General features: G+C 68.5%; 10 protein-coding genes. 7 read left to right on the forward strand and 3 right to left on the reverse strand.

Translation table 11 applies throughout. The features are described 5' to 3' along the window. Window positions 1-83 precede the first annotated feature (83 nt). The 3 genes from ACWD6P_RS30860 to eccE form a co-directional block, all read right to left on the reverse strand. Window positions 84-2,855, reverse strand: coding sequence for an SCO5717 family growth-regulating ATPase (locus ACWD6P_RS30860; RefSeq protein WP_451447467.1), 2,772 nt, complete (start codon window positions 2,853-2,855; stop codon window positions 84-86). A gap of 336 nt (window positions 2,856-3,191) precedes the next feature. Continuing rightward, entirely contained in the window at window positions 3,192-4,043 is an 852-nt protein-coding gene (locus ACWD6P_RS30865; protein ID WP_451447468.1) for a hypothetical protein, read from the reverse strand. Further along, a complete protein-coding gene (eccE, locus tag ACWD6P_RS30870) occupies window positions 4,043-5,269 on the reverse strand; it encodes a type VII secretion protein EccE (RefSeq protein WP_451447469.1) in 1,227 nt (408 codons plus the stop codon). Before eccE ends, ACWD6P_RS30865 begins: the two co-directional genes overlap by 1 nt. Window positions 5,270-5,615: 346 nt before the next feature. Between eccE and ACWD6P_RS30875 the strand changes: the two genes are divergently transcribed. The 7 genes from ACWD6P_RS30875 to ACWD6P_RS30905 all read left to right on the forward strand — a co-directional run bounded on the left by ACWD6P_RS30875 (window position 5,616) and on the right by ACWD6P_RS30905 (window position 13,287). Then, window positions 5,616-7,265: a type VII secretion protein EccB gene (locus ACWD6P_RS30875; protein WP_451447470.1), complete on the forward strand. Its 1,650-nt coding sequence runs from the start codon at window positions 5,616-5,618 to the stop codon at window positions 7,263-7,265. Window positions 7,266-7,593: 328 nt separating this feature from the next. Beyond that, entirely contained in the window at window positions 7,594-7,917 is a 324-nt protein-coding gene (locus ACWD6P_RS30880; RefSeq protein WP_387249207.1) for a WXG100 family type VII secretion target, read from the forward strand. Window positions 7,918-8,035: 118 nt separating this feature from the next. After that, window positions 8,036-8,329, forward strand: coding sequence for a WXG100 family type VII secretion target (locus ACWD6P_RS30885; RefSeq protein ID WP_384442256.1), 294 nt, complete (start codon window positions 8,036-8,038; stop codon window positions 8,327-8,329). A 244-nt stretch (window positions 8,330-8,573) separates the two neighbouring features. Beyond that, entirely contained in the window at window positions 8,574-9,830 is a 1,257-nt protein-coding gene (gene mycP / locus ACWD6P_RS30890; protein ID WP_451447471.1) for a type VII secretion-associated serine protease mycosin, read from the forward strand. A gap of 2 nt (window positions 9,831-9,832) precedes the next feature. Further along, window positions 9,833-10,144: a hypothetical protein gene (locus ACWD6P_RS30895; RefSeq protein WP_451447472.1), complete on the forward strand. Its 312-nt coding sequence runs from the start codon at window positions 9,833-9,835 to the stop codon at window positions 10,142-10,144. A 61-nt stretch (window positions 10,145-10,205) separates the two neighbouring features. Next, window positions 10,206-11,828 carry a WXG100 family type VII secretion target gene (locus ACWD6P_RS30900; protein ID WP_451447473.1) on the forward strand — a complete coding sequence of 541 codons (1,623 nt, stop codon included), beginning with the start codon at window positions 10,206-10,208 and terminating at the stop codon, window positions 11,826-11,828. A gap of 97 nt (window positions 11,829-11,925) precedes the next feature. After that, a complete protein-coding gene (locus ACWD6P_RS30905; RefSeq protein WP_451447474.1) occupies window positions 11,926-13,287 on the forward strand; it encodes a S8 family serine peptidase in 1,362 nt (453 codons plus the stop codon). Window positions 13,288-13,397 lie beyond the last annotated feature (110 nt).

A 13,397-nucleotide genomic window follows, 5' to 3' on the forward strand; every position in this document is an offset into this window, starting at 1 on the left:
GGGGAGCGGGCGCCTTCCGTGTCCGCTCCCCGCCGATTTGCCTGACGCGGGCGGCTCCCGTACCGTATCGCGCTAGACGCGCCTCACTGCGGAGGCGGCTGCTGCTGCCAGCCGGGCGCCAGCCCCTGCTGCTCCGGCTGCGGTGCGTCCGGGGCGGGCTGTTGCTGCTGCCAGTGGGCCGGCGGCTGGCCGGGCTGCTGGGTCCAGCCGCCCTGCTGCGGCGGGTAGCCGGCCGGCGGCTGGGCCTGCTGCGGGTGCTGACCGTGCTGGGGCTGGCCCTGCTGCGGGTGCTGCCCCTGCTGCGGCTGCCCCTGCTGGGCGGCGTACTGCTGCTGCGCGTACGGGTCGCCGCCCATCTGCTGCTGCGGGTACATGCCGTGCGCCTGCTGGGCCCGCGCGAAGTCCTCGGCCACCAGGGCGGAGAGGTTGAAGTACGCCTCGCGGGTCTTGGGCCGCATCATGTCGAGGTCGACCTCGGCACCGGCGGCGAGATGCTCGTCGAAGGGGACGACGACCACACCGCGGCAGCGGGTCTCGAAGTGCGACACGATGTCGTCGATCTTGATCATCTTGCCGGTCTCGCGGACACCGGAGATGACCGTGATACCGCGCTGCACCAGGTCGGCGTAGCCGTGCGCGGACAGCCAGTCCAGGGTGGTGCTGGCGCTGCTCGCACCGTCCACGGACGGGGTGGAGATGATGATCAACTGGTCGGCGAGGTCGAGGACTCCGCGCATCGCGCTGTAGAGCAGACCGGTACCCGAGTCGGTGAGGATGATCGGGTACTGCTTGCCGAGGACGTCGATCGCCCGCCGGTAGTCGTCGTCGTTGAAGGTCGTCGAGACGGCCGGGTCGACGTCGTTGGCGAGGATCTCCAGACCCGACGGGGCCTGCGAGGTGAACCGGCGGATGTCCATGTAGCTGTGCAGATGCGGGATCGACTGCACCAGGTCACGGATGGTCGCACCGGTCTCGCGGCGCACCCGTCGGCCGAGCGTGCCGGCGTCCGGGTTGGCGTCGATCGCCAGGATCTTGTCCTGCCGCTCGGACGCGAGCGTGGAACCGAGCGCGGTGGTCGTGGTGGTCTTGCCGACACCGCCCTTGAGGCTGATCACCGCGATCCGGTAGCAGGACATCACCGGCGTACGGATCAGCTCCAGCTTCCGCTGCCGCTCGGCCTCCTCCTTCTTCGCGCCCAGCTTGAACTTGGACGGCTGCGCGTTGGCGCCCGGCTTGCGCTTCTTGGGCTGGTTGCGCAGCAGCCGGTCGGAGGTCAGCTCGACGGCGGCGCTGTAACCGAGCGGCGCGCCCGGAGCGGCACGCTGCTGCGGCTGCTGCTGACCCGGCTGCGAGTACGACGCGTAGTTCGCCGCGGCGTTCGGGTCGCCGGCCTGCTGGCCGGGGAGCGGCTGGTACTGCTGGGCCTGCTGGGCCTGAGCTGCCTGCTGTGCCTGGGCCGCCTGCTGAGCCTGCTGTGCTTGCGCGGCCTGCTGTGCCTGCGCGGCCTGTTGGGCGGCCGCCTGCTGCTGGTCGTACCCGGGCTGCGCCTGCTGGCCCTGCTGCGGGTAGCCCTGCGCGCCGGTCTGCGGATAGCCGTAAGCGGGCTGCTGGGCGGCCGCGTTGGGGTTCTGCGGCGCCTGCTGCTGGGCCTGCTGCGGGTATCCGTACGCGGGCTGCGGATAGTCGTACCCGCCCTGCTGCTGAGCGGGCGCGCCCTGCTGCTGCGGATAGCCGCCCTGCTGGGGCTGGCCCTGCGGGTATCCGGCCTGCGGCTGGGCCTGCTGGGGCTGGGCCTGCTGCGGGTGCGGCTGCTGCTGGACCGGTGCCTGCGGGTGGCCCTGCTGGGGCTGCTGAGCGGCCTGCGGCTGCTGACCGGCCTGCTGCTGGGCCTGGGCCGTCCGCGGGTCCGCGGGCTGGAACTCCGGCGGCAGCGGCGGCAGTCCGCCCTGACCGGGCACACCCTGCTGCTGACCGTCCGCCGCGGCGCCCCACGGAGCGCCCTGCTGCGGGACCCCCTGCTGAGGCGCCGCCTGCTGGGGAACGCCCTGCTGGGGAGCCGCCTGAGGGGCGGTCTGCTGCGGCGCGCCCTGCTGCGGGACGCCGTGCTGTGCAACACCCTGCTGCGGCGCGCCCTGCGGCTGCTGCTGGCCCGGAGCGGGCTGTACGGGCGGTACGGGCTGTGCGAGCGGCGCCGCGGCCTCCGGGCCCGGCTGGCCGCCGGCAGCGGCCTCAGCGGCCGCTGAGGCGCCCTGGGCGGGGGAGTCGGCCGGTGCGGCTTCCGGCTGCGGTGCCGGTGCGGACTGTGCCGCCTCCGGCTCGGACGCGGTGGCCGCCTCGGGCTCCGCGTCGTCGTCATCGTCGTCGTCCCAGAGCCCGGCCGACGGGTCGACCGTCCCGGAGCGCTGATTGCCGGACTCGGCAGCGCTGTTCGCGGCCGGCGCGGGCTCCGCGGGAGCCTCCGGCACGAGGGCGGGAGCGGGGGCGGCCGGCGGCGCACCGCCCGTCTCCTGCGGCCGCAGCGTCGGGAACCCGGGCGGCGCGGCCTCCGCGGACGGCGGGGCCGTCGGCGCGCCCTGTTGCGGAACCCCGGGCACCGGCGCACCCTGAGCGGGCCCCGTCGGCGACTGGCCCACAGGCGGGCCGGGGGGCTGCACCGCGGCGGGCGGAGTGGTGGGCGAAGGCGCAGGAGGAGCCGCGGGTGAGGCCGCGGCGCTCGTGCCGCCGCCACTGGTGTCGTTGCTCGCGTACCAGGCCGGCGCGGCAAAATCGATCTTGAACTCGCCAGTCAGGTCGAACTCGGACTGGTCGTCGTCAGGATCGCTTCCGTCCGGGCGGAAAGCCTCCTGCTCGTTCACTGTGCCTCCTGGTGTACTGCAACGCACCTGAACGGCAGGACCGGATACAGGCGGATCGTTCGGGTGTAGCGGAAGTCGGAACACACCACCCGGGGTTGCGCCAACACTAACTGTCTCCATCCCCGTGTCGACTGCCGTCGTGCCGTGCTCCTGCGGCTCTCCCACACAGCCTAATCAACAGTCGGCCCATAACGGCAGTCGATGTCATGTCGTCTTCAAGCCCCTTCGGCAGCACGCCTACGGGCGCACCCGAGGATGCGCCCGTGAGTGTGTGCCGGGGCCGGCCGCGTACGCGAGGTGCCGGGCACCCCGCGGGCAACCGGCCCGCAGCGCCGGTCAGTCCATCCGGCGCGGCCCGCCGAGGAGGTTGGTCTCCGCCTCCGTCGGCTGGGTCATGACGAACTGGTGACTGCCGTCGCGCGAGCACCACAGCATCGCGTTGTCGCTGAGCGTCGGCAGCACCGCGCCCACCTGCTCCGGCAGCCGCATGATTCGCGTCACAACCTCCGCCTCCTCGGGCGAAAGCCGCTGCAGACCGACCAGGTCGGCGCGGCCGAGCATCTGCGGCGAGCGCGGACCGAGGAACGGCAGCACGGTCAGCACCGACTGCCAGGGGCTGGGCGCGAGCTGATTGCGCGGCGGCCGCGCACCCATGTCCCGTACGACCAGCACGGGGCTGGAAACCGACGGTCCCTGCGGCGCGATCTGGCGTACGTCGTGGACCGACACGCACTGCTGCCCGCCGCCCGCGCTCTGCGCCATCTGGCCCCAGGCCGGCGGACGCGCCGTCTCGACCGCGACCCGGGCGCCGGTGGCGACCGTACGCAGCGCCAGCACCTGTGCCATCCACATGCTGCCGACCAGCGCGATCTCCAGCGGCTGGGGCCGCACCAGACTCAGCACGGCGGGCTGGTTCTGCGGGTCTATGCCGATGATCACGCCGTCGTCGCCGACCGGCAGGGTCAGCGCGGCGAGCGACTCGGCCGTCAGGACGTGCGGGCTGCGCCGCGGACCGCGCAGACCGTAACCCGGCCTGGCCTTCGGACCGGTCGGGCCCGTCTCCTCCTCATCCGGCCGCGGCTGGTGGGAGAGCCGGCGGCCGCCACCGCCGCCGGCACCGGCCAGCGGGGGGTTGCGCCAGCCGTTGCCACTGGTGTTGACGCGGGGCTGATACGTGGGAGAGGCCATCAGCGGGTACCTCCGAGGGGGAGCGTGGCCAGCAGGCCGGGCAGCTGTTCGCGGTCGAGGCGTACGAGCCCGACCTTCACGGAACCGGAACGGCGCTCCAACTCGCTCTGCGCGGCGGAGAGTTCGTTCTCACTGCGGGTGGAAAGACGGACGTAACCCGAGATGGCGGGGGCGCGGCCGCCGCCGTGCGTGGCGGTCAGCGCGAAGGTGCTGGCCATCGCCCTGGTACTGGTCAGCAGCTGGGTGACGGCCGCCAGCGGCGCGCCGCCCTGGCCCAGTTGGGGCCACCGGCCGATCCAGTACGTGGAGTGCCAGCGGTCGTCGCAGCGCATCGCCCGGGTCGTCTCCTGGGTGCGCCGGGCCGCCCGGCCGTCCCGCCCCATCGCGCCGTTCGCGGCCCGGGGGCTGACGCACACGGCGGTGCCGATCGCGGCCACGACCTCACGCTCGTTGAGCACCCTGGCCCGCACGCTGTGCGCGGTCAGCCGGCTGACGAGCTGGTCGGCGGCGCGCAGCAGCGAACGCTTGGCGCCCTCCATCCCGCCGCCGCGGGCCTCGATGGCCTCCGAGCACAGCTCCGGGTCGAGCTTGAGCGCGATCCACGTCAGCTGGACGGCCGGGGTCTGCGACTGCGCCTGCAGCGGCGCGTACGAGCGGGCCGCGACGGCCTGTTCGGGCAGGTGCGGAGCCGGCGCGGGCTGGGTGTACTGCACGAACTGGACCGACTCGAGGTGGATGTCCTCGATGTCGAGGGCGGTGTGCAGCACCTCCAGCGGCAGCATGTGGCTGCCGCGCTGCGGCCGCAGCGGTTCGTCGCGGGCGTCGACCTGCACGATGGCCGTCAGGAACGTACCGTCGCCGACGAATCCGATGGCGCGCTGGTCCGCCTCCGTCGTGTACTCGTACGTCCGCAGCGCCGGTTCGCACTCGACGACGGGGGCGAGCGCGGGGTCGACGCCCTGTGTGGCGGCGAGTGCGGCGCTGCTGTCCTTGCCGCGGCGCTTCATGGCGCGCACGGTCGTGATCCACTCCGGGAGCGGGATCTTGCGGCGCCGGCCGAGCGCGAAGACGACCAGTACGGCCGCGACCACGACGGCGACGGTCAGCGCGACGGCGTTGATCGTCCAGCCCACCAGCACCAGCGCGGCGGCGAGTTCGACGATGGCCAGCTGCTGGACGCGGACCCCGCCGATCGTTCCGGCTTGCTGGCGCAGCCGCGGTGCCACCGGACCGGCCGGGCGGGCTCCGGAACCCCGGCCGCCATTTCCTCTATTGCCCCGAGCTGTGCCGTTTTGGCCAGCATTTCCCGCGTTATGCGGTGCAGCGGAAGGCTGTTGCTGCTGTTGCCGCCCATTGCGGCGTCGAGCCCTGGTGGCGCTGGACATCCCCCGGCCTGCTCCTCTACTGGTGATGTGGGCCTCTAGGCGTATCGGCCGCCGCTGAGACTGGTGCGTTGGAAGGTGGCACCCGTACCGTACGGGTCGATCGACACACGGCATAGTAGAGGGCGCTACGGCGTGAGTGCCGGGGGCGGTTCGATGTGGATCCAACAGGCGGGGAGAGAAAGCAACAATGGCATCACGTCGGGACGAGCTGAATGCGTATTCGTTCGCTCGAAAGCGCACGAATGCGGCATTTCTGAAGCCGCTGCCGAACGGCTCGATCGAAAGCGCCCCCAGGCCGCTCAAGGCCGTGGTGCCGAGCATCGTGGTGGGTGTCCTGATTCTGGTGGGATTCGGTGCCTGCGGCATTCTCAAGCCGGTTGCTCCGCAGGGGTGGGACGAGGTCGGCAAGAACGTCATCGTCGGGGATGAATCCACCACGCGCTATGTGGTTCTCTCCAACACCGACAAGAACGGCAATAAGCAGAAACTGCTGCACCCCATCCTGAACCTGGCCTCCGCAAAGCTCCTTCTCGACCCCGACAAGTTCAATGTCGTCAAGGTCAAGGAATCCGAGCTGGACGGTAAGCTCCCGCACGGCCCGGCCGTCGGCATCCCGTACGCGCCCGACCGCCTCCCCTCCGCCAAGGACGCGGACACCCCGAAGATCTGGGCGGTCTGCGACCGGCCCGGCAGCGGCCAGAACAGCAAGCCCCAGCAGGCCGTGTTCGTCCTGGGCGGCAAGGACAAGCAGCTCGTCGAGGACAAGGGCAAGCTCGACCTGCACCAGGCGCTCTACGTCGAGGACCCCAAGGGCCAGCGGTGGCTGGTCGACCAGAACGGCATCGCCTTCAAGTTCGACTCCACCGTGAACGGGACCCAGCGGCCGCTGCAGGGCGCGGAGAAGACCGACAGCGACCTGCAGCGCATCATCTTCGGCGACAACGCCGAACCGCAGGTGGTCACGGCGGAGTTCATGGAGACCCTCATCAAGAGCCCGGTCCCGATCGCCATGCCCCGCGTCCCGAACGCCGGCCAGCGGACCACCGCCCTGAGCGTCCCGGAGAAGTTCCGGACGATCGGTACGGTGCTGCAGGCCAACGACAGCCAGCAGAAGTACGTCGTGGTCGCGGACGGCGTCATGAAGGTCTCGAACTTCGTCGGGAAGCTGCTGCTCGAAGGCCACAACGCGCAGGCGGTGAACAAGGACGGCACGGCGCTCAAGCCGGAGAGCGTCTCCACCACCAGCATCGACCCGAAGAAGGACGACGCGGGCCACGCGGAGACCTTCCTGGGCAAGATTCCGGGAACCGACGTGGACATGCCATGGCCCACCGAGGTCGTGTCCGCCGCGAACAACTTCAAGGAGGGCTCCCAGACCGGCGGTCTGACCAGCCCCACGGACAACGGCGTGTCCTGCAGCGTCTACAAGGGGACCAGCACCAAGCTGCCCGGCGACGCCAACAAGCAGCTCGGCTACCCGAACGGTGTGCCGAACATGCAGACCTGGGTGGGCAAGGACTACCCGGCGAAGATCGCCCCGGGCGCCGCTTCGTACGTCACCCCGGGCAGCGGGCTGCTGTACCGGCAGGTCTCCACGCCCTCCGCCACCTCCGGAAGCCTCTTCCTGGTCACCGACACCGGCCTTCGCTACTCCATCCCGGAGAACAACGACGGCGGTGACAAGGCCGGCAAGGCGGACCAGGAACAGGGCAAGTCGCAGCTCCACCTCGGCTACAAGGGAGCGCACCCGCCGCTGATCCTGAAGACCTGGTCCGAGCTGCTCTCCGCGGGCCCGTCTCTGGACGTCAACAGCGCCAAAAAGCCGCAGGCGTCGTGATTGGCCGAGGCCGCGCCGAAATCCGTATCACGGGTTTCGGCGCGGCCTCTTGCCGTAAGGCGGCCGCCGATCTCGCTGTGATCTTCTCGGCATCGCGACTTTTGGCATCTGACCGTTAGCGCCACATCTGCCCGAATTCACCGAACGGCGTTTCTTTGGCGGGGAGTTGACAATGTTGTGATCCCGTCACAAGACGCCGCCCCCCTGTTGGGGGGAGGGGTGTGGAGTGGTTAAAGTGGTCGAAGGCGTCAGCAGGAGATGCCGACCACGCAAGCCGGCTAGCCGGTGCGGCGCGGAAAACGTACGAGTCTCATGGGGGACGTTGACTATGGCTGGTCAGCAGTACACAACCACCGAGGAGGAGATGGTCGCGTTCAGCGGCAAGATCTCCTCGGTCAACCAGTCGATCCAGGGCGAGATCTCGCGCCTGAACACGGTCGTCGACACCATCACGTCTGGGTGGAAGGGTGCTGCGGCCTCCTCGTACAACCAGCTCCAGTCGCAGGTGAACGAGGACGCCAACCGTCTCAACCAGCTTCTGGCTGAGATCAAGGAAGCGATCGACGAGACCACGAAGAACTACTCGGCCTCCGAAGAGGAGCAGGCCCAGTCGATCACGCACATCTCCGCCTCGGCTTCCCCGTTCGGATGATGGGGCCGCGCCGCTGACCGCGGCGCACGGCCCAGTCGCAGCAAGGGCCAGCCGGACTATTCCGCCGGCCCGCTGCGGCATGAATCGACCAGGCATTTTCAACTCCTGAGGAGACACCATGTCAGGCCAGATCCTCGTTAATTTCGCGACGATCTCGCAGGCTAGTTCCGACGTGCGCGGTACGGCCAACAACATCCGCCAGCAGCTCGACGACCTCGAGGCGGGCGTCAAGAAGATTGCCGCCAGCTGGGAAGGTGCGGCGCAGGAGGGCTACCAGGCCCGCCAGCGCGAGTGGGACCAGCGCGCCGCCTCCCTGCACTCGACGCTTGAGGCCATCGCCAAGGCGCTGGACCAGGCCGCGCAGAACTACCAGGCCACCGAGCACAAGAACTCGGGCATCTGGGGAGCCTGACCTCGCGTTAGCGCAGGTACGGATGGCGATCGGCTGAGCAGCCCCGACGGCTCGCACAGTGGTCAATGAGGGCGAGCGCGCTGCACCAGTGCGCTCGCCCTTCTGCCGTCCACCACCGCCCCCCAATCCTGCTCCACATCCCCTTCCCCTTCCTCTTCTCCGCCGTCTCCCTACCTCCTCGCCCCTAACTCCTCGCCCTCACCCTCGCCCCGCCTATCCGCCACACATGGAGAGCAGACAACCCGTGGGATCTCGCGCCATTGGTCATCGAACCGGGCACCGTCGCCGAACGGCGGGCGCACTGGTTACGGCGGCGTGCATTGTCGGCCTGTCGACCGTCACCGCCGCGCCGGCGGTCGCGGACGAGAACGTGCCGCTCAACAGCGGTGAATGCAAGTTCGGCACCGACAACATCAAAGAGACCCCTTGGTCGCTGCAGCGGCTCCTGACCAATCAGCTGTGGGCCCACGGCAAGGGCAAAGGCATCCGCGTCGGCGTTATCGACACGGGTATCGACGCGGGCAACAAACAGCTCCAAGGCGCGATCGGCAGCGGCGGGATAACCCTCGTCAAGGGCAAGCCGACCGACGACAAGGTCGGCCACGGCACCAAGGTGGCAGGCATTATCGCGGCCCGGGAAATTCCCGGTTCCGGTTTCTACGGGCTCGCACCCGAGGCAAAGGTCATTCCGTACCAGCAGACCTCGGAAGAGAAGGCGGGCACGGCCGACAGCCTCGCCAAGGCCATCAGGAAAGCCGTCGACGAGCACGTCGACATCATCAACATCTCCCAGGGAACAGGCGCCAACCGAGCCCTGCTGCCCACCCTCGAGCAAGCGGTCAGCTACGCCGAGAAGAACAAGGTCCTCATCGTCGCCTCCGCCGGCAACGGCGGCGCCGACGGCGGTGAGAAGAGCATGTACCCCGCCGCGTACTCGGACGACTACTCCAACGTGCTGGCGGTGGCCGCCTCGGACCGCAACAACGAGCGCGCGCCCTTCTCCCAGTCCGGGGAGTTCGTCCAGATCGCCGCACCGGGCGTGGACATGGTCTCCACGGTCCCCGACGGCGGCAACTGCGTCGACCAGGGCACCAGCTTCGCCGCTCCCTACGTGACGGGAGCCGCGGTCCTCCTCAAGGCGAAGCACAAGGACTGGACCCCGCAGCAGCTCATCTGGCACCTCGAGCAGACCGCCGAGCGCGTGCACCGGGACCGGAACGACTTCATCGGCTGGGGCGTTGTCGACCCGGTGGCGGCCCTCAACGACGACACCAAGCCCACCGCCCCACCCAAGCCGGACAAGCCCTCCGAAGTGGCTGACGGCTCCAACATCCATCCCGCAGCCGTCACCATCGGCGAAAGCGCCGAGGACCGACGCGCCCGCATTTCCATCTACATTGTCGGCGGCGGACTTCTCGCCGTCGGCACGGTAGTTGGCTCCGCCATCGCCATCCGCGACTGGCGTCGAAAGACTGGTTTGAGAACACACGGGGAGGCCTAATCATGGCTCAGGGGCAGTACGGCGTTGACCTGGACGCCTTGGACCAGGTGATCAAGGAGCTCAACCATGTCCTGAAGGAGATGGGCGACTCGAAGAGCACGGCCAAGAACAGCACTTATCTGGCGAAAGGCACCCTGGGGAAGGGCTTCAAGGAAGAGGCCCAGCTGTACCAGGCGCACGACGCCATGAAGGGTGACATCGAGCGGCTGATCGACATGGTCGAGGGCCTGGTCGACCGGTTCGGGAAGAAGTCGTCCAAGGTCAGGGGCGCGTACCAAGACGCCGAGGCGGACAACACCGTCGGCATGAAGTGACGTCAGCGGGCGGATGTAGTGACAGAAAGAGCATGTTCGATGACGGAGTGGGGGACAGCAGATGGCATCGAATGACGGTGAGTTCAAGCCCGCAGAGGTTGAGGTACCGAAGAGGCCTGAGCCGGCGCCCAAAGGATCGGGTGCTGCCGCGGAAGACAGCTACGAGGTTGGCCAGAGTCGCCCTCAGTTCACCAATCTGCGGCTGAACCAGGTCAAGGCGCTGGTCGAAGGCGCCGACCCGGGCGAAGTCGGCAACGTGGCCGAGGGCTGGAAAAAGGTCCGCGTTCTGCTCGTCGGCGATGACTGGAACAGCGGCATCAAGAAGAAGTTCGACGATGCGGTGACGAAGGTCCTGCAGTCCTGGCACGGCCAGTCCGCCGACCAGTTCGCGGCTTCAGCGCAGAAGATCAGCAACAACTTCGCGAAGCTTGCGGCCTACCCGCACAACACCGGCTACGTCCTTGAGCAGATCAGCGATCGGCTCAAGGAAGTCAAGAAGGCCGTCGAGGCCGTCGAGGAGCCGAGCTGGCTGGAGCGCAAGGCAGACCGGCTGAATGACCTTGCGCACTCCGACACGGGCAAGGCCGGAGCAATCGGTTCAATCGTCCCGGGCGGGGGCTTGATCGCCGGCGGGGCGGCCAAGCTGCTGGGCGCCGGAGACGGCCGGGACGACTCGCAGCTGAACGCTGACCTCGCGAACCCGAAGAACGCCATCTTCGACGCCATGAACAAGAATCGCGGAAACCTGTCGATCGACAGAGAGCGCGAGCTTGAGGCTGCTCATTACATGGAGCAGTTGGCGACGACTTATCGGTCGGGGGTCAAGGCTATTGGGAAGCCGCCGATCGGCGGTGGCCGCGTGGGGGACGACGTACCGGAACACGACCCCAGTGGTAGTCAGATTCCGCCGATTGCCCCTTATGGTCCGGCTCCTTCCGGCCCTAAGGGCGGCACTTCGATGCCGAAAATGCCGGGTGTGAAGGGCCCTGGGTACACAACGCCCCCGGCAATGGAAGCGCCGCGCCCGAACGGCATTGACGGCGGGATCGGCAGCATCCCCAAGGCTCCCGCACCTCACGTTGGAACCGGACTTGATGGCCTCTCAGGGGGCACCGGTCTGGGCACCGGCGGCATTGGCGGTGGCGGCGGCGGTATCGGCGGTGGCGTAGGCACCGGCGGCCTGGGCGCAGGCTCCGGCGGTCCCCATGGTGGCTCTGGCTCGGGTATCGGCACTCCCGGCATGCCGGGCATGGTCGGTGGCGCTGGTGGCGCCGGTGGTGCTCGAGCCGGCGGTGCCGGTGGTGGAGCGGGTGCCCGCGGTAGCCGTACCGGCATGCCGGGCATGGCTGGTGCCGCTGGAGCCGGAGCCAAGGGTGGCGCCAAGGGCGCCGGCGCGGGCAAGGGCGGCGCGCTTGCTCGCCAGAAGGGCGGCATCATCGGCGGCAAGGCGGGTAAGGCCGGGGGCGGTACGCAAGGCGGCTCGGGCCTCCACCGCAGCCGAGGTGGCACGCAGCAGGGCGGCACAGGTGGTCGCCGCCCGGCTGGAATGATGGGTGCCCCTGGCGCTCACGGCGGCAAGGGCAAGGACAAGGGCAACGAGAACGGACAGCGTCCGGACTACCTGGTAGAGGATGAGGAGACCTGGACGCCGCAGCGTAATGTGGCGCCGAAGGTCATCGAGTAGGACCCTGTCGGTCGCGATCCGACACACGGCGGAATCGAAGTGGGGCCCGCAGTCCTCGGGCTGCGGGCCCCACCGTGCTAGGGAGAGGTGTAAAGGCATGAGCTTCACGCGGACGCTGCGTGCGGTGGGCAGCGCGGTGGTGGCGGGAGCACTGCTCTTCGGCTCCGCTCCGGCTGCTTCTGCGGACCAGATCAGAGATGATCAATGGCCGCTGAAGGCATTTGACGCCGAAAGCGTGTGGAAGGTTTCGACAGGTAAGGGTGTCACGGTCGCAGTCATCGATGATCCTGTGAACAGTGATCACCCTGACCTGAAAGGAAATGTCCTACCAGGTAAGGACATTGCGCAGGGTGGTCCCGCTAACCGAGAAAGCGTGAACAATCACGGCACGTCGATGGCATCCATCATTGCTGGCCATGGACATGGTGCTGGTAATTCGCAAGGTGTTAAGGGTCTGGCCCCGGGGGCTAAGATCTTGCCAGTTGCTATTCCTGGCGAAGATGACGTGCCGGATCCGAACGCTGGGGACAGCCTGGCCGAGGCACTGAGGTACGCTGTCGATCACGGCGCGTCGGTGATCAACTTGTCGGTCACCTTCCCTTTTCTCACAGAGGAACAAAAGCAGGCGCTCTCCTATGCGATGAAGAAGGATGTCTTCATCGCTGCTGGCACAGGAAACGACGGATCTGAGCGACTTAACAAGCTGGCGGCCTACCCTGGGGTAGTCGGCGTTGGTGCAGTGGACAAGACCGGTAAAGTGTGGGAAAGGTCGAATTACGGCCAGGAAACCATGGTATCCGCACCTGGGACGCTCATTCGGGCTGCAGGGGCAAATAAGCCGTACGTGCTCTCAAATGGCACCTCCGACGCCACGGCTTACGTCTCCGGTGCCGCCGCGCTTCTCCGTTCCAAGTACCCCGACCTCACCGCCGGTCAGATTGCCAACCGCCTCGTGAAGACGGCTGGTCTCCCGGCAGGCAAGGAGGGGACGAATCTCCCGGACCCGCACTACGGTTACGGCTTCATCAAGCCGTACAGCGCGCTGACCAAGGACATTCCGGCTGGTCCGAAGAACGGTCCGCTGAAGACGCCCGAGACGGAGCCGTCCGCGGCCACTGGTGGAGCGACCGCTCCCGGTGCGTCGGGCACTGGTGGCGACCAGGCGAGCGACCAGAAGGAAAGCGGTCTTGGCGCCGGCGTCATTGTGGGAATTGCGGTTGGTGTTCTCGTAGTTGTCGGAATCATTGCTCTTGTCGTGGTACGTCAGCGGAAGAACGACCGTAACGGCCCGCCGCCCGGCGGTGGGTTCGGTGGACCTGGTGGCCCTGGGCTTCCGCCGCAGCCGGGTGGTCCGTACCAGCAGCAAGGCGCCTACCAGCAGCCGGGGCCGTATCAGCAGCAGCCCGGCGGTCCGGGGGCGTACCCGCCGGCGCCGCCGACCCAGCCTCCGGGGCAGTAGTGAGGGCTTCGTGGTCGGCAGGATGAGACACGCTCGGTGAGTAGGTGTGGGGTCGCGGTCATGGACTGCGACCCCACATTTAGTTTGACGAGGTCGAGCATTCGCCTGTC

The organism is Streptomyces sp. NPDC002446 (genome assembly GCF_053595675.1).

What these genes read in the sequence shown, in the direction of transcription:
- ACWD6P_RS30885 (WP_384442256.1), top strand. Translation starts at nt 8,036, where the DNA reads ATGTCAGGCCAGATCCTCGTTAATTTCGCGACGATCTCGCAGGCTAGT.
- ACWD6P_RS30900 (WP_451447473.1), top strand. Translation starts at nt 10,206, where the DNA reads ATGGCATCGAATGACGGTGAGTTCAAGCCCGCAGAGGTTGAGGTACCG.
- ACWD6P_RS30905 (WP_451447474.1), top strand. Translation starts at nt 11,926, where the DNA reads ATGAGCTTCACGCGGACGCTGCGTGCGGTGGGCAGCGCGGTGGTGGCG.
- ACWD6P_RS30880 (WP_387249207.1), top strand. Translation starts at nt 7,594, where the DNA reads ATGGCTGGTCAGCAGTACACAACCACCGAGGAGGAGATGGTCGCGTTC.
- ACWD6P_RS30875 (WP_451447470.1), top strand. Translation starts at nt 5,616, where the DNA reads ATGGCATCACGTCGGGACGAGCTGAATGCGTATTCGTTCGCTCGAAAG.
- ACWD6P_RS30865 (WP_451447468.1), bottom strand. Translation starts at nt 4,043, where the DNA reads ATGGCCTCTCCCACGTATCAGCCCCGCGTCAACACCAGTGGCAACGGC.
- ACWD6P_RS30895 (WP_451447472.1), top strand. Translation starts at nt 9,833, where the DNA reads ATGGCTCAGGGGCAGTACGGCGTTGACCTGGACGCCTTGGACCAGGTG.